The 17,674-nt window shown below is 61.4% G+C and carries 14 protein-coding genes; 12 read left to right on the plus strand and 2 right to left on the minus strand.

Features of this window, described 5'->3' with window-relative positions; genetic code table 11:
• The first annotated feature begins 41 nt into the window (after positions 1–41).
• The 3 genes from ACYZT5_RS26485 to ACYZT5_RS26495 are packed head-to-tail and all read left to right on the plus strand — an operon-like array spanning position 42 to position 8,508.
• Positions 42–2,099, plus strand: a complete 2,058-nt coding sequence (locus ACYZT5_RS26485; protein ID WP_462048066.1) for a methyl-accepting chemotaxis protein — start codon at positions 42–44, stop codon at positions 2,097–2,099.
• A 51-nt stretch (positions 2,100–2,150) separates the two neighbouring features.
• Positions 2,151–8,060 (plus strand): Hpt domain-containing protein, encoded by a 5,910-nt coding sequence (locus tag ACYZT5_RS26490; protein WP_462048067.1) that lies wholly within the window; start codon positions 2,151–2,153, stop codon positions 8,058–8,060.
• A complete protein-coding gene (locus tag ACYZT5_RS26495; protein WP_462048068.1) occupies positions 8,053–8,508 on the plus strand; it encodes a chemotaxis protein CheW in 456 nt (151 codons plus the stop codon). The genes ACYZT5_RS26490 and ACYZT5_RS26495 overlap by 8 nt, the downstream gene beginning before the upstream one ends.
• Before the next feature lie 115 nt (positions 8,509–8,623).
• Here ACYZT5_RS26495 and ACYZT5_RS26500 read toward each other — a convergent pair whose 3' ends face one another.
• Positions 8,624–9,004: a DUF6124 family protein gene (locus tag ACYZT5_RS26500; protein WP_462048069.1), complete on the minus strand. Its 381-nt coding sequence runs from the start codon at positions 9,002–9,004 to the stop codon at positions 8,624–8,626.
• Between the two features lie 474 nt (positions 9,005–9,478).
• Between ACYZT5_RS26500 and ACYZT5_RS26505 the strand changes: the two genes are divergently transcribed.
• Both ACYZT5_RS26505 and ACYZT5_RS26510 read left to right on the plus strand, forming a co-directional pair.
• Positions 9,479–10,108: a nucleotidyltransferase domain-containing protein gene (locus tag ACYZT5_RS26505; RefSeq protein ID WP_462048070.1), complete on the plus strand. Its 630-nt coding sequence runs from the start codon at positions 9,479–9,481 to the stop codon at positions 10,106–10,108.
• Positions 10,071–10,511 carry a hypothetical protein gene (locus tag ACYZT5_RS26510; protein ID WP_462048071.1) on the plus strand — a complete coding sequence of 147 codons (441 nt, stop codon included), beginning with the start codon at positions 10,071–10,073 and terminating at the stop codon, positions 10,509–10,511. The genes ACYZT5_RS26505 and ACYZT5_RS26510 overlap by 38 nt, the downstream gene beginning before the upstream one ends.
• Positions 10,512–10,638: 127 nt before the next feature.
• Here ACYZT5_RS26510 and ACYZT5_RS26515 read toward each other — a convergent pair whose 3' ends face one another.
• The gene (locus tag ACYZT5_RS26515) at positions 10,639–11,013 is read right to left on the minus strand and encodes a DUF6124 family protein (RefSeq protein ID WP_462048072.1); all 375 of its coding nucleotides are present in this window, start codon (positions 11,011–11,013) and stop codon (positions 10,639–10,641) included.
• A 619-nt stretch (positions 11,014–11,632) separates the two neighbouring features.
• Here ACYZT5_RS26515 and mdcA point away from each other — a divergent pair.
• From mdcA to mdcH, 7 genes are read left to right on the plus strand one after another with little or no spacing between them, the layout of a single operon-like run.
• Entirely contained in the window at positions 11,633–13,303 is a 1,671-nt protein-coding gene (mdcA, locus tag ACYZT5_RS26520; protein ID WP_462048073.1) for a malonate decarboxylase subunit alpha, read from the plus strand.
• Positions 13,303–14,178 (plus strand): triphosphoribosyl-dephospho-CoA synthase, encoded by an 876-nt coding sequence (locus ACYZT5_RS26525; RefSeq protein WP_462048074.1) that lies wholly within the window; start codon positions 13,303–13,305, stop codon positions 14,176–14,178. The genes mdcA and ACYZT5_RS26525 overlap by 1 nt, the downstream gene beginning before the upstream one ends.
• Entirely contained in the window at positions 14,178–14,477 is a 300-nt protein-coding gene (locus tag ACYZT5_RS26530; protein WP_154979540.1) for a malonate decarboxylase subunit delta, read from the plus strand. Before ACYZT5_RS26525 ends, ACYZT5_RS26530 begins: the two co-directional genes overlap by 1 nt.
• Positions 14,470–15,312 carry a biotin-independent malonate decarboxylase subunit beta gene (locus ACYZT5_RS26535; protein ID WP_462048075.1) on the plus strand — a complete coding sequence of 281 codons (843 nt, stop codon included), beginning with the start codon at positions 14,470–14,472 and terminating at the stop codon, positions 15,310–15,312. Before ACYZT5_RS26530 ends, ACYZT5_RS26535 begins: the two co-directional genes overlap by 8 nt.
• Entirely contained in the window at positions 15,309–16,112 is an 804-nt protein-coding gene (gene mdcE / locus ACYZT5_RS26540) for a biotin-independent malonate decarboxylase subunit gamma (RefSeq protein ID WP_462048076.1), read from the plus strand. The genes ACYZT5_RS26535 and mdcE overlap by 4 nt, the downstream gene beginning before the upstream one ends.
• Entirely contained in the window at positions 16,106–16,726 is a 621-nt protein-coding gene (locus ACYZT5_RS26545; RefSeq protein WP_462048077.1) for a malonate decarboxylase holo-ACP synthase, read from the plus strand. Before mdcE ends, ACYZT5_RS26545 begins: the two co-directional genes overlap by 7 nt.
• On the plus strand, positions 16,723–17,634 hold the full coding sequence (gene mdcH, locus ACYZT5_RS26550) for a malonate decarboxylase subunit epsilon (RefSeq protein ID WP_462048078.1): 912 nt from the start codon (positions 16,723–16,725) through the stop codon (positions 17,632–17,634). The genes ACYZT5_RS26545 and mdcH overlap by 4 nt, the downstream gene beginning before the upstream one ends.
• The last annotated feature ends 40 nt before the right edge of the window (positions 17,635–17,674 follow it).

Here is a 17,674-nt window from a genome sequence, read left to right on the forward strand (position 1 = left end):
TTTTCGGTGGGTTCTAAAGGTTGGTTAACAGGCGAGGACCGATGATAAAAGCAAAAACAGGCAAGCCAGAAGGGTCGCGCAGCCGGTCGCAGATCATCGCGCTGTTCATCGCGCTGATTGTCTTCATCATGCTGCTGTTTGCCAACTTCGCTTACCTCAATACCCAGGCCACGTACGATAAACAGTACATCGGCCACGCCGGTGAGCTGCGCGTGCTGTCCCAGCGCATTGCCAAGAACGCCACCGAAGCCGCTGCCGGCAAGGCTGCGGCGTTCAAACTGCTGAGCGATGCGCGCAATGACTTTGCCCAACGCTGGGGCTATTTGAAGAAAGGCGATCCCTCCACCGGCCTGCCGCCGGCACCTTCCAGCGTGCGCCCGGAAATGCGCGCCGTGCAACTGGACTGGGAACGCCTGCTGAAAAACACCGACGCGATCCTCTCCAGCGAACAGACCGTGCTGTCGCTGCACCAAGTCGCCGCGACCCTGGCCGAAACTGTGCCGCAGTTGCAGGTCGAGTATGAAAAAGTCGTCGAAATTCTCCTCCAGCGCGGTGCCCCGGCCGCACAGGTCGCCATGGCCCAGCGTCAATCGTTACTGGCTGAACGGATTCTCGGTGCGGTGAACACCGTGTTGTCCGGTGATGAAAATTCGCAGCAGGCCGCCGACGCCTTCGGTCGCGATGCTGCGCGATTCGGCCAGGTGCTCAACGGCATGCTCCAGGGCAATCCGTCACTGAAGGTCAGCCAGGTTGAAGACCGTGACGCTCGCGCGCGGTTGACCGAAATTTCCGAGCTGTTCGAATTCGTTTCGGGCTCGGTGGATGAAATCCTCGAAACCTCGCCGGAGCTGTTCAAGGTCCGCGAATCGGCCACCAATATTTTCACCCTGTCGCAGACCCTGCTCGACGAAGCCTCGCACCTGGCCGGCGGTTTCGAAAACCTGGCCGGCGGGCGCAACACCGACACCATTGGCGGCTACGTGCTGGGCCTGCTGGCACTGATGTCGATCATCCTCATTGGTTTGGTGATGGTTCGCGAAACCAATCGTCAGTTGCGCGAAACCGCCGAGAAAAATGAACGCAACCAGAACGCAATCATGCGCCTGCTCGACGAGATCGAAGACTTGGCGGACGGCGACCTGACCGTGACGGCCTCGGTGACCGAAGACTTCACCGGGACCATCGCCGACTCGATCAACTATTCCGTGGACCAATTGCGCGACCTGGTGGCGACCATCAACCTCACCGCTGGCCAGGTTGCTGCCGCCGTGCAGGAAACCCAGGCCACCGCCATGCACCTGGCGCAGGCTTCGGAGCATCAGGCGCAGCAGATAGCCGAAGCCTCCACCGCGATCAACGACATGGCCCAGTCTATCGACCAGGTCTCGGCCAACGCCGCCGAATCCTCAGCGGTGGCCGAGCGTTCGGTGGAAATCGCCAACAAGGGCAATGAGGTGGTGCACAACACCATCCACGGCATGGACAATATTCGCGAGCAGATTCAGGACACCGCCAAGCGCATCAAGCGCCTCGGCGAGTCATCTCAGGAAATCGGCGACATTGTCAGCTTGATCGATGACATTGCCGACCAGACCAACATCCTCGCGCTCAACGCGGCGATCCAGGCCTCCATGGCCGGTGATGCCGGGCGCGGTTTTGCGGTGGTCGCCGATGAAGTCCAGCGGCTGGCCGAGCGCTCGTCTGCCGCCACCCGGCAGATCGAAACCCTGGTGCGAGCGATTCAGACCGACACCAACGAAGCAGTGATTTCCATGGAGCAGACCACCACCGAAGTGGTGCGCGGCGCGCGTCTGGCGCAGGATGCCGGAGTGGCCCTGGAAGAAATCGAAGGCGTGTCGAAGACTCTCGCAGCGTTGATCCAGAGTATTTCCAACGCAGCGCAGCAACAGACGTCCTCGGCCGGTCAGATTTCCCTGACGATGAACGTGATCCAGCAGATCACCACGCAGACTTCGTCCGGCTCCACCGCCACCGCCGAGAGCATTGGCAACCTGGCGAAAATGGCCAGCCAGCTGCGGCGCTCGGTGTCCGGTTTCACCTTGCCGGCCGCCAAGGCGCAGGCTGCGGATAAAGTGTGAAGCGCCCGCGAGCGTTTGCTTATTTTGAGTAGAGCAGTGAACGGAGTGGTTATGGGTGATCGGCACGACTATGTGGCCCTCGAGTGGGTCAAAGGCGAGATTGCCGAAACGCTGAAAGTGGCTCATCAGGCCATCGAAACCCTGCTTGATGACCCGCAGGCGACGCACGCCCTCAGTGAATGCCTGGCGTGCGTCCATCAGGTTCACGGCAGTTTGCAGATGGTCGAGTTCTACGGCGCGGCGCTGCTCGCCGAAGAGATAGAACAGCTGATCACCGCCTTGCAGCAGAGCCGCGTCAGTCATCGCGATGAGGCGATCCATCTGTTGCTGCAAGCGCTTGGGCAGCTGCCGATTTACCTCGACCGGGTGCAAGGCGCCCGTCGCGACCTGCCGCTGGTGGTGCTGCCGCTGATCAACGATCTGCGCAGCGCCCGTGGCGAAAGCCTGTTGTCGGAAACCAGCCTGTTCAGCCCGCAATTGCCGGACCTGCCGCCACTGGACGAAGAGTCGCTGGCGCTACTGGAACCGGCCGATTTACCGAACGTGCTGCGCAAGTTGCGGCAGATGTTGCAGATGGCCCTGGTCGGATTGCTGCGTGAGCAGGACGGCGAAACCAACCTCGATTATCTGACCAGGGTTTTTACGCGTCTCGAAGGACTGTGCGGCAACGCACCCCTGAGCCCGTTGTGGCACGTCGCCTCGGCGCTGGTCGAAGGCATGCGCGGCGGCTCGATCGCCAACAGTCCGGCGTTGCGCAGTCTGTTCAAAGACGCCGACAAAGAGCTGAAGCGCCTGCTCGAGCAGGGCATGCCCGGAATCAATCAGCCGGCGCCGCTGGAGTTGTTCAAGAGTTTGCTGTTCTACATTGCCAAGGCCGAACATCCCACCGGGCAGATGCTGACCATGAAAGATCGCTACGGATTGGACGACGCGCTGCCTGACAGCGCGATGGTCGACGAAGAACGAGCACGGCTGGCCGGTCCCGACCGCGATGCCATGCGCTCGGTGCTGGCTGCGCTGTGTGAAGAGCTGGTGCGGGTCAAGGAGCGCCTGGACCTGTTCGTGCGCAGTGACCGCCAACACACCTCGGACCTCGAAAGCCTGCTGGCGCCACTGCGGCAAATCGCCGACACCCTGGCGGTGCTCGGTTTCGGCCAGCCACGCAAGGTCATCATTGATCAACTGGCGGTGGTGCTGAGCCTCGCCCAAGGCCAGCGTGAGCCCAACGACGCGATCCTCATGGACGTCGCCGGTGCCTTGCTCTACGTCGAAGCAACCCTCGCCGGCATGGTCGGCACCGTCGAGCCGGAAAGCCAGGAAGAAAGCCGCCTGCCGACCACCGACCTGACACAGATCCATCAGATCGTGATCAAGGAAACGCGCATCTGCCTGCAACAGGCCAAGGACATGATCGTCGACTACATCGACGCCGACTGGGACCGCCAGCACTTGCAGCCACTGCCGGCCTTGCTGACCCAGGTGCGCGGTGCGCTGGCGATGATTCCGTTGAGCCGTGCGGCGAGCCTGATCGAAACGTGCAACCACTTCATCCGCGAGCACCTGCTGCTGGATCCGGATCACCCCGGCTGGCAGGAACTGGACAGCCTGGCCGACGTCGTCACCAGCATCGAGTATTACCTGGAGCGCCTTAGCGACGACCCCGAAGCGCCCGGTGAACAGTTGCTCGACGTCGCGGAAAAAAGCCTGGCGTCACTCGGCTTTTTCCCCAGCGAGCAGCAGGTGCCGGTGCTTGAGGATGTGCTCAGCCCGAGTGAAGCGCAGGTCTTGCAGGATCTGCAGGAACTGGACGACCCTGACACCGTCCAGTCACTGGCCGATGTCTTGGCCAGCCCCGTGTCTTGCGTCAACCCGCCCGCCCTGACCACTCCGGGAAGCCTGTTGCCGCCACCCGCCGGTGAAGAGCCGGTGGACGATGAGCTGCGGGAAGTTTTCCTCGAAGAAACCGATGAAGTCCTGGAAATTCTCCGGGAATACCTGCCGCGCTGGTCGGCCGATCCCGAGAGTAAGTCGACCCTGAGCGAACTGCGCCGGGCCTTCCATACGTTGAAAGGCAGTGGCCGGATGGTCCGCGCGTTGGTGCTGGGCGAACTGGCTTGGGCGATGGAAAACCTGCTCAACCGCGTACTGGAACACAGCGTTCCACCGGGGCCGGCGGTGCAGCAACTGCTGGGCGATGCGCTGCATCTGCTACCGGAACTGGTGGCCGAGTTTGCTGCCCATGCCCAGCGCCAGCGCAACGATGTCGACCAATTGGCCTCACGCGCCCACGCCTTGGCCAAGGGCGATGAATCGATACTCGATGAAGACGTACAGGACGTCGCAGCCCTCGATCCGCTGCTGCTTGAGATCTTCCGCAACGAAGCCGAAACCCACTTGGGCAGCCTCAACCGCTTCCTCGATCAAGCCGCCGAGCACGTGCCGTTGCAGGCCAGCGATGAGTTGCAGCGGGCCCTGCATACCCTCAAGGGCAGCGCCTCCATGGCCGGCGTATTGCCGATTGCCGAGCTGGCGACGCCACTGGATCATCTGGCCCGAGAGTACAAGGCGCACCTGATCGCCCTGGACCTGGACGAAGTCGAACTGTTGCTCGAAGCTGAAGGACTGTTCCGTCTCGGGCTACGGCAGCTCAAGACTGATCCACTGGCGGAGATTCCCGGCGCCCGCTCGTTGATCGAGCGAACTCAGGCATTGCTGGCCGAGCGTCTGGAAACCCTCCTGAGTGCACCGAATACCCGGTTGCGCATCAAGCGTGATCCGCAACTGATCAATAACTTCCTCGCGCAAGGGATGGACATCCTGCTCGACGCCGAAAGCCTGTTGCAGCGCTGGCAGCAACATCCCGGCGAGCGTCAGGAACTCAGCGCGCTGCTGGATGAATTGACCACCTTGGGCGAAGGCGCCCACCTGGCTGACCTGCATCCGGTGGATGAGCTTTGCGAAGCGTTGCTCGATCTCTACGGTGCGGTAGAAGAAAGCAGCCTGGCAGTCAGCGAGGCGTTTTTCCACGAGGCGCAAAGTGCTCACGAAGCGCTGATCAACATGCTCGACGAACTGGCCGCGGGCCAGGAAGTCAGCCCGCAACCGGAGCGGGTCCGGGCCTTGCGCGGTTTGCTGGATGCGAGTCTCGATCCGTCGGCGATGGGGCTGATTCGCAGTGACGGCAGCCGTACCTTGAGTATTCGGGAACTGGGCAGCGCCACGGCCGAATTGGCGCAGAACGCGACCCAGGTTGAGTTGGACGACGAGATCGTTTCGATCTTCCTCGAGGAGGCGGTGGATATCCTCGAAAGTGCTGGCCAGGCCTTGCAGCGCTGGGTGAGCGACCCGGACAACGCCGCGCCATTGTTGTCGTTACAGCGTGATCTACACACCCTCAAGGGGGGCGCGCGGATGGCCGAGGTCGAGCCGGTCGGTGATCTGGCCCATGAGCTGGAAAGCCTTTATGAAGGTCTGGTGGACCGCCGCTACGCCTACAACGAAGCGTTGGCGCAACTGCTGCAACAAAGCCATGAACGGCTCGCACAGCTGCTTGATCAGTTGCAGAACCAGCAACCATTGGGCGATCCGGACGAGCTGATCGAGGCCATTCGCGCGTTTCGCCAGGGCAATGTCATCGCTGTTGAAGCGGTCGAACCTGCACGGGCCGAGGATTCGCCGGGCCATGATCCGGAGCTTCTGGATATCTTCCTCGAGGAAGGTTTCGACATCATCGAAAACTCCGGCGCGGCGCTGGTGCGCTGGCAGGCCGAGCCTTCGAATCGTCAGGAAGTGGAAACCCTGCTGCGTGACCTGCACACCCTCAAGGGTGGCGCGCGGATGGTGGAAATCGCACCGATTGGCGACCTCGCCCATGAGCTGGAATTCCTCTACGAAGGCCTGTCGGCTGGCGTGCTGCAACCCACCTCCGCGTTGTTCGACTTGTTGCAAAGCAGCCACGACCGACTGGCTCAGATGCTCGACGCGACCCGTGCCGGTCAGCCATTGCCGCCCGCCGATCAACTGATCGACGCGATCAAGAATTTCAGTCATCCGGCCGTGCCCGAAACACCGGCACCGGTCGTGGTGTCCGCTACCCCGAAAGTCGAGCCGCCGGCACCGCAACAACCCGATGCCGGCGCGGACATGGTCAAGGTCTCGGCAGAACTGCTCGACGATCTGGTGAACCTGGCCGGCGAAACGTCGATTTTCCGTGGCCGGATTGAACAACAGGTTAACGATGCGCGCGTGACCCTGAGCGAGATGGAAACCACCATCGAGCGCATGCGCGACCAGTTGCGTCGTCTCGACACTGAAACCCAGGGGCGGATTCTCAGCCGCCAGCAAGTCGAAGCCGAACGCCTGGGCTACGAAGAGTTTGATCCGCTGGAAATGGACCGCCACTCACAGTTGCAGCAACTGTCGCGCGCGCTGTTCGAATCCGCCTCTGACTTGCTCGACCTCAAGGAAACCCTCGACCGACGCAATCAGGACGCGGAAAACTTGCTGCAACAGCAGGGCCGCATCAACACCGAATTGCAGGAAGGCCTGATGCGTACGCGCATGGTGCCGTTCGAGCGGATGCTGCCGCGTTTGAAGCGCATCGTTCGTCAGGTCTCCAGCGAACTGGGCAAGGATGTGGAATTCATTGTCGGCAATGCCGAAGGCGAGATGGACCGCAATGTCCTTGAACGCATGGCCGCGCCGTTGGAACACATGCTGCGCAACGCCGTGGATCATGGGCTGGAATCGGCCGAGGTGCGTATAGCGGCGGGTAAACCGGCTCAGGGGCGAATCACCCTCGATCTGTCGCGAGAGGGCGGCGACATCATTTTCGACATCCGCGACGACGGTGCCGGCGTGCCGCTGGACGCGGTGCGGCGCAAGGCGATCAAGCGCGGGTTGCTGGCCCCGGACAGCGACATCAGCGACCGCGATGTGCTGCAATTCATCCTGCAACCGGGGTTCTCCACCGCCGAGAAAATCACCCAGATTTCCGGGCGTGGGGTCGGCATGGATGTGGTTCACGAAGAGGTCCGCCAGCTCGGCGGCAGCATGAGCATCGACTCTGTGCCGGGGCAGGGCGTGCACTTCCGGATTCGCCTGCCGTTCACCGTGTCGGTCAACCGGGCGCTGATGGTGCAGTGCTTTGATGATCAGTACGCGATCCCGCTTAACACCATCGACGGCATCGTTCGCGTGCTGCCCAACGAACTTGAAGGGCATTACCGGCTCGATCCGCCGACCTACAAATACGCCGGGCAACACTATGAACTGTGCTACCTCGGCGAACTGCTGAAAACCAGCCACCGCCCGAAACTGCTGGGCCAGAGCCTGCCGCTGCCGGTATTGCTGGTGCAGTGCAACGAGCGGCACATCGCCGTGCAAGTCGACTCCATGGCCGGCACGCGCGAGATCGTGGTCAAAAGCCTCGGCCCGCAATTTGCGGCGGTGCAGGGGTTGTCCGGCGCAACGATTCTCGGCGATGGGCGGGTGGTGCTGATTCTCGATTTGCTGGCGCCGATCCGCGCCATGCAGGCCCGTGTGCCGCAACAGTCAGTGACTCAGGAGGCGGAGGTCGAGCCGCATAAACCGCTGCTGGTGCTGGTGGTCGACGATTCGGTGACCGTGCGCAAGGTCACCAGCCGTTTGCTGGAACGCCACGGCATGAACGTGCTGACCGCCAAGGACGGTGTCGACGCCATGCTGCTGCTTGAAGAACACAGGCCTGACCTGATGTTGCTGGACATCGAAATGCCACGCATGGACGGCTTCGAGGTGGCGACCCAGGTACGCGCCGACGAACGTCTGCAGCACCTGCCAATCATCATGATCACCTCCCGCACCGGGCAGAAACACCGCGACCGTGCCATGGCCATCGGCGTCAACGACTACCTCGGCAAGCCGTACCAGGAATCGGTGCTGCTCGAAAGCATTGCCCTGTGGAGCAAAACCCATGCTTGAGCACCGCACCAGCAACCTCACCGGCCTGCTGCTGCCGTTGGCCGACCGCAACCTGATCCTGCCCAACGTCGCTGTTGCTGAGTTGATCGACTATCAGCCGGGGGCTTTCGACCTCGACACGCCGCCGTGGTATCTCGGGCGGGTAACGTGGCGGAACCGGCAGATTCCGCTGCTGAGTTTTGAGTCGGCGTGTGGGCAGAAAATCGTCATCGGTGAACGGGCGCGGATTGTGATTCTCAATGCTCTCGGTGGGCGGCCCGATTTGAAATTCATCGCCTTGCTGGTGCAGGGAATTCCGCGGTCTTACAAGCTTGATAGTCAGTTGAGCTATGTGGATGTGCCGTTGTGCTCGCTGGAACAGGCGGCGGTTCAGGTGGGGGAGCAAGTGGCGAAGGTGCCGAATTTGCTGGCGTTGGAGGAGTTGCTCGTAAGTGCTGGGTTGATCTGACTGGCCCCTTCGCGGGCAAGCCTCGCTCCTACATGGGATCTGCGGCGTGCACAAAACCGTGTAGGAGCGAGGCTTGCCCGCGAAGGCGGCCGTCAATTCACCTCAAACCTGACGGCTAAACCTTGGCTTGATCCCGCAACTGCATCTGCAACGCCTCATAGTGATCCAGCACCCGCTCCACCAATAACTGCACACCGTCCGTCAAACGGCTGATCGCCAAGGCTACAGAGCGGCGTGAGCCTTCCACGTCGTCCGCCAGATCGGCAGCGATGGCACTGATGGACAGCAGGTCTTCGGATGCATTGGCCAGAAGGGCTTCGGTGTCGATGTCGGGGGAGACGCTGAAGAGGTGATGTTTGCGGCGCTTGCGCGGTTTTTCATGGGGTGGGAAGTAGTAGGAAAAGACGCGGTCGGCGGCTTCCTTGAGTTTTTCGGCTTCGAGGGATGCTTCGGAACCGGTGTCGGTTTCCGGCGGGTTGGGAGTAGCTTTGAACATTGTGAGTCTCCGTGCAGGGTTGAAGCTGGCCCATTCGGTTTCCAGGCGAAGAGGTGGCAGCTGTACGCGGCTGGAAACCCGGGGTAACGGAGAAACCCGGCAGACACTTAAGTCTCCCGCGCACAGCCGCCATAACGGAGTGCACACAATAAAGGTGCGCAAGCATACGTTATGAAGGACGCTTTTGCGCCCCGTTACTTACGGGGTTTCCAGCCCCGATCGCTGAATTGGCAGCGACACACAAACGATATAGATCAGCGCAAAAGCCTGCCAGTCGGCGGGTTCCGGCATTGCTGTAGGCCGCGACGCCAGACTGCGTAGCCTCACACCGTTCCTGCGGAGAAACTTTTAAACACAAAACCTCAGGCTGTCGGACCTTCCGACAAGCCTCGTCGCCACAAAGGTTTCTGCGCGGGTTGAAGATTCCCAAAAAGGGACCTATCGTTCCTTTTTTGGGACTTATCGGTCGTTGCCGTGAAAAACCTGTCATTGAGTGAAGCCTTGTTCACCACCACCCAGCAAAAAGTGCTCGGCCTGCTGTTTGGTAAACCCGACCGAAGTTTTTACGCCAACGAGATCGCCCGCTGGGCTCAAGTGGGTAAAGGCAGTCTCATGCGCGAGCTGGATCGGTTGCAGCGGACAGGCGTGCTGACGATGACCCGTCAGGGCAACCAGACCCACTATCAAGCCAATCCCGACTGCCCGATCTATGCCGAACTGCTGGGCATCGCCCGCAAAACCTTTGGTATTGCCGAGCCTCTGCGTCAGGCGCTCCAACCCTTTGCCGAACAGATCACTTGGGCATTTGTGTACGGCTCTATCGCCAAGGATTCGGCAAACGCATCCAGTGACATTGATCTCATGCTGATCGGCGAAAGCCTCCACTACAGTGAAGTGATGGAGCGGCTCATGCCTCTGGAGGAACAACTGGGCCGCGTCCTCAATCCAACCCTCTACACCCCCGACGATTGGGCCGCAAAACTGGCGGCTGAAAATAGTTTTGTCGTGCGGGTAGCGCAGCAGGACAAGGTCAATCTGATGGGGGGAAACCCTTTGGAGTCCAAGGATGGGCAGCAACGAGAACCTGGAAAACCTGTTACGTAGCGGTGGACTGAAAGCCGAGCCGCCGGATCGCAAGGAATGCGAAGGGCTCATGCGTTCGGCTGTGGATCGATTGAAAGACGCGCAAACGTCTTCGCTTTCCTTCGCGAGTCGTTTCGACCTGGCTTACAACGCTGCCCATGCCCTTGCACTGACGGCTCTTCGCTTGTGTGGCTACCGTTCAGACAAGCGATATCTGGTGTTCCAATGCCTGGGTCATACCGCTGATACCGGCAAAGTACAGGTTCGGCTATTCGCCCTGTGTCATGAGCGACGAAACCTGGCGGAGTACGAAGGTTATATGGATGAAGATCCGGCGTTGTTGGCGCAGTTGTTGGAAAGTGCTGAACAGCTTCTGAGTCGAGTGCAGGAACAGATGGCGTCCTTCAGTTCATCGCGGACCTGATCGTTCCCACGCGCAGCAAAGGAATGCCTCAACGGACGCTCCGCGTTCGGCTTTGAATGGGACGCGGAGCGTCCCGGGCTGCATTCCCACGCAGAGCGTGGGAACGATCATGACAAGGGTTTCTGCGCTAAACCCTGGCCTGAGCCGCCATCTGCGCCGTCTCATGATGATCCAGCGCCCGCTCCACCAATAACTGCACACCGTCCGTCAAACGACTGATCGCCAAGGCTACAGAGCGGCGTGAGCCTTCCACGTCGTCCGCCAGATCGGCAGCAATGGCGCTGATGGACAGCAGGTCTTCGGATGCATTGGCCAGAAGGGCTTCGGTGTCGATGTCGGGGGAGACGCTGAAGAGGTGATGCTTGCGGCGCTTGCGCGGTTTTTCATGGGGTGGGAAGTAGTAGGAAAAGACGCGGTCGGCGGCTTCCTTGAGTTTTTCGGCTTCGAGGGATGCTTCGGAACCGGTGTCGGTTTCCGGCGGGTTGGGAGTTGGTTTGAACATGGCAAAGATCCTTGTAGTGATGGAGCTGCCATTTTTCGTTTTCCAGACGAAAAGGGTGGCAGCTGTACGCGGACTGGAAAAACCGAGAAAGGATCAAACCCGGCAGACCCGAAGGTCTCCCACGCACAGCCGCCATAACTTAGAACTACGGAGCAAAAAAAGCGCCGCATTATGTCATGTGCATTGATCCTGTTCTTCGGGTTTTCCAGACCCGATCGCTGAATTGGCAGCGACCCGGAAACGATAAAGATCAACGCAAAACCGCACCAGTCGGCGGGTTCCGGCATTGCTGTAGGCAGTAACGCCAGACTGCGTAGCCTTTCGCTGCTCCTGTGGACAAATGTTTAAACACAAATTTCAGGCCGGCTGTCAGGACGCCTTCGCGGGCAAGCCCGCTCCCACAGGACCTGATCGTTCCCACGCGCAGCAAAGGAATGCAGCCCGGGACGCTCCGCGTCCCATTCGAGAACTGGAACGCGGAGCGTCCCTTGAGGCATTCCCACGCAGAGCGTGGGAACGATCATTACTCCAGCCGTAACGATCCGTCTCTCTGCTTGATTGATGCCCCCACCCAACGCTCCTAATGTGACTCCCACGACAGCGAACCCGTGGAGTGGTCATGACAACAACAATATCCCCCGACTCGCGATGGACGCGGCGGCGCAGCGAAAAGCAGCGGCGTCTCGAGCTGGTGCGGGGTCTCGCCGACGGTGTGGTCCTGCCCACCGACAAAATCGTTGCAGCGCTGGAGGCGTTGATTCTGCCCGGCGACCGTGTGGTGCTGGAGGGCAATAACCAGAAGCAGGCTGATTTCCTGTCCCGCTCCCTGGCCAAGGCTGACCCAGCGAAGCTTCACGACCTGCACATGATCATGCCCAGCGTTGGTCGCTCCGAGCACCTGGACCTGTTTGAACGCGGCATCGCCCGCAAGCTCGATTTCTCCTTTGCCGGCACCCAGAGCCTGCGCATCAGCCAGCTGCTGGAAGACGGCCTGCTGGAAATCGGTGCGATCCACACCTACATCGAGCTCTACGCGCGGCTGGTGGTGGACCTGATTCCCAACGTCGTGCTCTCGGCCGGTTTCATGGCCGACCGCGCCGGCAACATCTACACCGGCCCGAGCACCGAAGACACCCCGGCATTGATCGAGCCGGCCGCCTTCAGCGACGGCATCGTCATCGTCCAGGTCAATCAACTGGTGGACGATGTCAGCGACTTGCCTCGTGTCGACATCCCGGCATCCTGGGTGGACTTCGTGGTGGTGGCGGACAAGCCGTTCTACATCGAGCCGTTGTTCACCCGCGACCCACGCCACATCAAGCCAGTGCATGTGTTGATGGCGATGATGGCGATCCGCGGGATCTACGAAAAACACAACGTCCAGTCCCTGAACCACGGCATCGGTTTCAACACCGCCGCCATCGAATTGATCCTGCCGACCTACGGCGAATCCCTCGGCCTGAAAGGCAAGATCTGCCGCAACTGGACGCTCAACCCGCATCCAACCCTGATCCCCGCCATCGAAAGCGGCTGGGTCGAAAGCGTGCATTGCTTCGGCACCGAATTGGGCATGGAAAACTACATCGCCGCTCGGCCTGACGTGTTCTTCACCGGGCGCGACGGCTCTCTGCGTTCCAACCGGATGTTCTGCCAGCTGGCCGGGCAATACGCGGTGGACCTGTTCATCGGCGCCACCCTGCAAGTCGACGGCGACGGGCATTCCTCCACCGTGACGCGCGGACGCCTCGCCGGTTTCGGTGGCGCGCCAAACATGGGTCACGACCCTCGTGGCCGTCGTCACGGCACCCCAGCCTGGCTCGATATGCGTCACGACGACGCGCCCGAAGCGCTGCTGGAACGGGGCAAGAAACTCGTGGTGCAAATGGTCGAGACCTTCCAGGAGGGCGGCAAACCGACCTTCGTCGAAACCCTCGACGCGGTGGAAGTGGCGAAGAAAAGCGGCATGCCGCTGGCGCCGATCATGATCTACGGCGACGACGTCACTCACCTGCTGACCGAAGAAGGCATCGCCTATCTGTACAAGGCGCGTTCGCTGGAAGAGCGTCAGGCAATGATCGCCGCCGTCGCCGGGGTGACCGCCATCGGCCTGCGCCACAACCCGAAAGACACCGCGCGCATGCGCCGCGAAGGCCTGATTGCCTTGCCCGAAGACCTCGGCATCCGCCGCACCGACGCCACCCGCGAATTGCTTGCGGCTAAAAGCGTGGCCGATCTGGTGGAGTGGTCCGGTGGCCTCTACAACCCGCCCGCCAAGTTCAGGAGCTGGTAATGCACGCATTCAACCTGCAACCGAAAACACTGTCGTTGGCCGAACGGCTGGCGGATCTGGCCGTGGACGCGCTGATCGACGAAGCGGACCTGTCGCCGAAACCCGCGCTGGTCGACCGTCGCGGCAATGGTGCACATACCGATTTGCACCTCGGGCTGATGCACGCTTCGGCGCTGTCCCTGTGGCCAGCGTTCAAGGAAATGGCGCAAGCCGCCATCGAGTTTGGCGAAGTCGGTCTGCCGCTGCGCGAAGCCATCGGGCTGATGGGGCGTGAAGGTGAACAAACGATGCTCGCCACCACGGGTGGCGTGAACACTCATCGCGGAGCCATCTGGGCCTTGGGTCTGTTGGTCGCCGCGGTTGCACTGGAACCCGAATCCACTGCCGCAGGCTCTATCGCTTTGCGTGCTGCACGTCTGGCCTTGCTCGACGACCGTTACGCGCCGCGTCCTCTGAGCCACGGTGCGCAAGTCGCCCAGCGTTATGGCGTTCGCGGTGCCCGCGAAGAAGCGCAACTCGGTTTCCCTGCCGTCATTCAACGCGCGCTGCCACACCTCAAACGCAGCCGCGTCGCCGGTCATGGCGAGCAGAACGCCCGACTCGATGCCTTGCTGGCGATCATGACCCAACTGGCCGACACCTGCGTGCTCTACCGCGCCGGCGAACAAGGCCTGCAGACCATGCAACTCGGCGCCCAAGCCGTGCTTGACGCGGGTGGCAGTGCCAGCCTCACCGGTCGCCGGCGCTTGCATGAGCTGGACCAACAATTAATCGCGTTGAATGCCTCGCCCGGCGGCGCTGCCGACTTGCTCGCCGCCTGCCTGTTCATCGACCGCATTGAGTCTGGCGACGGCCTCATCCAGGGAGCTTTCTGATGGAAACCTTATCTTTTGAATTCCCCGCCGGGCAGCCGCCACGCGGCCGGACGCTGGTGGGTTGTGTCGGCTCGGGCGATCTGGAAGTGCTGATCGAACCGGGTCAGGCCGGCAAACTGACGATCAAGGTGCAGACCTCGGTCAATGGCGCCGAGCAACGCTGGCAGCATCTGTTCGCACGGATGTTCGACGGCCAGAACCCACCGGCGATGGCCATCGATATCCACGACTTCGGCGCGACCCCCGGCGTGGTGCGCTTGCGTCTGGAACAAGGCTTTGAGGAGATCGGCCATGACTGATCTCCTGCACAAACATAGCTTCGTCGAACTCGGCGCCCGGCAACGTGCCAAGGCCTTGCTCGACGCCGGCACCTTCCGCGAATTACTCGACCCGTTTCAACGTGTCATGTCGCCGTGGCTGTCGCGCCAGGGTGTGGTGCCGCAAGCGGATGACGGCGTGGTGATCGCCAAGGGCAGCATCGGTGGATTGCCGGTGGTGATCGCTGCCATCGAAGGCGCGTTCCAGGGTGGCAGTCTCGGTGAAGTCGGCGGGGCGAAGATTGCCGGCGCGCTGGAGTTGGCCGCCGAAGACAACCGCAACGGTGTTCCCACTCGCGCCGTGCTGCTGCTGGAAACCGGTGGCGTGCGCTTGCAGGAAGCCAACCTTGGGCTGGCGGCGATTGCCGATATTCATGCGGCGATTGTCGATCTGCGCCAATACCAGCCAGTGGTTGGCGTGGTGGCGGGCAGCGTCGGCTGCTTTGGCGGGATGTCGATTGCTGCCGGGTTGTGCAGCTACTTGCTGGTGACTCAAGAAGCGCGGCTTGGCCTGAACGGCCCGCAAGTGATCGAACAGGAAGCGGGGCTTGAGGAATACGACTCCCGTGATCGTCCTTTCATCTGGAGCCTGACCGGTGGCGAGCAACGGTTTGCCAGCGGTTTGGTGGATCGTTTTGTCGCTGACGACGTGACGCAAGTTCAGCAGCAGGTCGGCGAATTGCTCAAGCAAGGTTTGCCTGCGCAACAACGCAGCCGTCAGGCCGAACTGTTCCTGCAACGGCTGGCCCGTCTGGACGCCGAGCCGCAAATCGAGCCGGCGACGGTTCGCGATCTGTATCAAGGAGAGCGCTCATGAGTTCGTATTCCCTGAGAGGCTTGAACTGGTTCAACGCCTTGAGTTCGGGCGCCAAACCGGTCGATGGTTTGCCGGCTTCGTTGAAAGTCGCTGACGGTGTGTTGGGCGACCAACCTGTTCGGTTTATCGCGGTGGTGGCTGATCCCGACAACCGCTTCGTCCGCGCTCGCAATGGCGAGGTCGGTCTGCTGGAAGGTTGGGGGCTGGCCAAAGCGGTGGATGAAGTCATCGCAGCCGATCTGGATAAACCGCAGAAACGCGCCTTGATCGCGATCGTCGACGTGCCGAGTCAGGCCTACGGTCGGCGTGAAGAAGCGCTGGGCATTCATCAGGCATTGGCCGGTGCTGCGGACAGTTATGCCCGCGCCCGACTGGCCGGCCATGCAGTGATCGGCCTGCTGGTGGGCAAGGCGATGTCCGGAGCGTTTCTGGCTCACGGGTATCAGGCTAATCGGCTGATTGCCTTGCGCGATCCGGGCGTGATGGTTCACGCGATGGGCAAGGCGTCGGCCGCGCGGGTGACGTTGCGCAGTGTTGAAGAACTCGAAGCCTTGGCCGCCAGCGTGCCGCCGATGGCGTATGACATCGACAGCTACGCGAGCCTTGGGTTGCTCTGGGAAACCTTGTCGGTGGAACAGATCGAGCAGCCGACGGCGGCCGATCTGACACGCGTGGCTGAATGCCTGAACCAGGCGATTGGCGATGTCGCCGCCAGCGGTCGAGACCTGAGCAGCCGCTTGGGCGCGAGCAACCGCGCGGCGTCGAGCCAGGTCCGCCAACTGTTGAGAGAACAGTGGTGAACACGTTTCTGGCCCACGATCTGCTCTGGGGGCTGACCCCGGAGCAGTTGCCTGCGGACGCACCTTCGTGGGTGATCGACTCGATCAGTGCAGGGCAACCGGTTGTGGTTCGGCGTGCGTTGAGCGCGGCGGATCAAATCGCGGTCGGCGTGCGTGGACGTTTGCGTGAGCAGCGTTATGCAACGTCGATGGCGATCGATGCGATCCAGCGTCAAGTGCGGCCGGAAGCGCTTTGCCATGTTTCGATCGACCGGGATTTGCCGGCAGCGCGCGCCCTCAATCAACTGCGGCCGATGCTCGATGGCTGTGAGTGGGTTTGGGGTGTCAGCGGCAGCGCCGGGTTTGAATTGGCCAGCGGTTTTCAGGCATTGCACGAGGGCAGTGATCTCGACTTGATCCTGCGCACACCGCAACCGCTGAACCGTTTTCAGGCACAGGAAATGCTGAGGATGTTTGATGCGTCTTTCTGCAAGGTGGACATGCAATTGCAGACACCTTTCGGCGCCGTCGCCCTGCGCGAATGGGCCGGTTCTGCACGCTGGGTATTGCTGAAAAATGCCAGCGAGGCCTGTCTGGTGATCGATCCCTGGAACCCGCAGGAGCAAGCAGCGTGAGCAGCTTGCTGGTGTTCCCAGGCCAAGGTGCGCAGCAGCCGGGCATGCTCCATCGTTTGCCTCGGGAAACAGTGATCGAGGCAAGTGATGTCCTCGGGGAAGACGTTTTGCTGCTGGACTCCGCCGAGGCGTTGAAGTCGACAAGGGCCGTCCAGCTCTGCCTGCTGATCGCCGGCGTCGCGGCTTCACGTCAGTTGTTAATGACGGCGGATTACGTGGCGGGATTGTCCATTGGTGCCTATCCGGCGGCGGTGGTCGCAGGCGCCTTGAGCTTCAGCGATGCGCTGCATCTGGTGAGCCTGCGCGGTGAGTTGATGCAACAGGCTTATCCACAAGGCTACGGCATGACCGCGATCATCGGTCTGGACCTGGCCACGGTGGAAGGCTTGCTGGCGCAGGTGCACAGTGTCGATATGCCGGTTTACCTGGCCAATATCAACGCCGATAACCAGGTGGTCATTGCCGGCAGCGATAGCGCGATGAAAGCGGTGGCCGAGTTGGCGAAAGGTCGCGGTGCAGGTCTGGCCAAACGTCTGGCCGTCAGCGTGCCGTCTCACTGCCCGCTCCTGGACACACCTGCGAAAACCCTGGCCGAAGCTTTCGCCAAGATACAGCTGAAAACACCGACACTGGGCTACCTGAGCGGCAGTCGCGCACGGCCCGTCATCAACACTGAAGCCTTGCGCGACGACCTGGCGTTCAACATGTGCCGCGTGGTGGATTGGCGCGGCACGGTACAAAGCGCCTACGAGCGCGGCGTACGTCTACAGATCGAACTGCCGCCCGGTGCGGTGCTGACCGGGCTGGCGCGCCGGGTGTTCGAGCAAGGCACCGTCATTGCCTTTGACGGTGCGCGGCTCGATACCTTGCAGGCGCTGTTGCGTGAGGAGGGAAACCGCCAACTCTAGATCACTCAGGCCTTCGAACAACAAAAACAACATTCGACGA

The sequence above is a fragment of the Pseudomonas sp. LB3P14 genome, assembly GCF_054898045.1.

Bases quoted from the DNA above. Each gene is read 5' to 3' on its own strand.
- ACYZT5_RS26485 (WP_462048066.1), top strand. From the start codon at position 42: ATGATAAAAGCAAAAACAGGCAAGCCAGAAGGGTCGCGCAGCCGGTCG.
- ACYZT5_RS26490 (WP_462048067.1), top strand. From the start codon at position 2,151: ATGGGTGATCGGCACGACTATGTGGCCCTCGAGTGGGTCAAAGGCGAG.
- ACYZT5_RS26495 (WP_462048068.1), top strand. From the start codon at position 8,053: ATGCTTGAGCACCGCACCAGCAACCTCACCGGCCTGCTGCTGCCGTTG.
- ACYZT5_RS26500 (WP_462048069.1), bottom strand. From the start codon at position 9,004: ATGTTCAAAGCTACTCCCAACCCGCCGGAAACCGACACCGGTTCCGAA.
- ACYZT5_RS26510 (WP_462048071.1), top strand. From the start codon at position 10,071: ATGGGCAGCAACGAGAACCTGGAAAACCTGTTACGTAGCGGTGGACTG.
- ACYZT5_RS26515 (WP_462048072.1), bottom strand. From the start codon at position 11,013: ATGTTCAAACCAACTCCCAACCCGCCGGAAACCGACACCGGTTCCGAA.
- mdcA (WP_462048073.1), top strand. From the start codon at position 11,633: ATGACAACAACAATATCCCCCGACTCGCGATGGACGCGGCGGCGCAGC.
- ACYZT5_RS26525 (WP_462048074.1), top strand. From the start codon at position 13,303: ATGCACGCATTCAACCTGCAACCGAAAACACTGTCGTTGGCCGAACGG.
- ACYZT5_RS26530 (WP_154979540.1), top strand. From the start codon at position 14,178: ATGGAAACCTTATCTTTTGAATTCCCCGCCGGGCAGCCGCCACGCGGC.
- ACYZT5_RS26535 (WP_462048075.1), top strand. From the start codon at position 14,470: ATGACTGATCTCCTGCACAAACATAGCTTCGTCGAACTCGGCGCCCGG.
- mdcE (WP_462048076.1), top strand. From the start codon at position 15,309: ATGAGTTCGTATTCCCTGAGAGGCTTGAACTGGTTCAACGCCTTGAGT.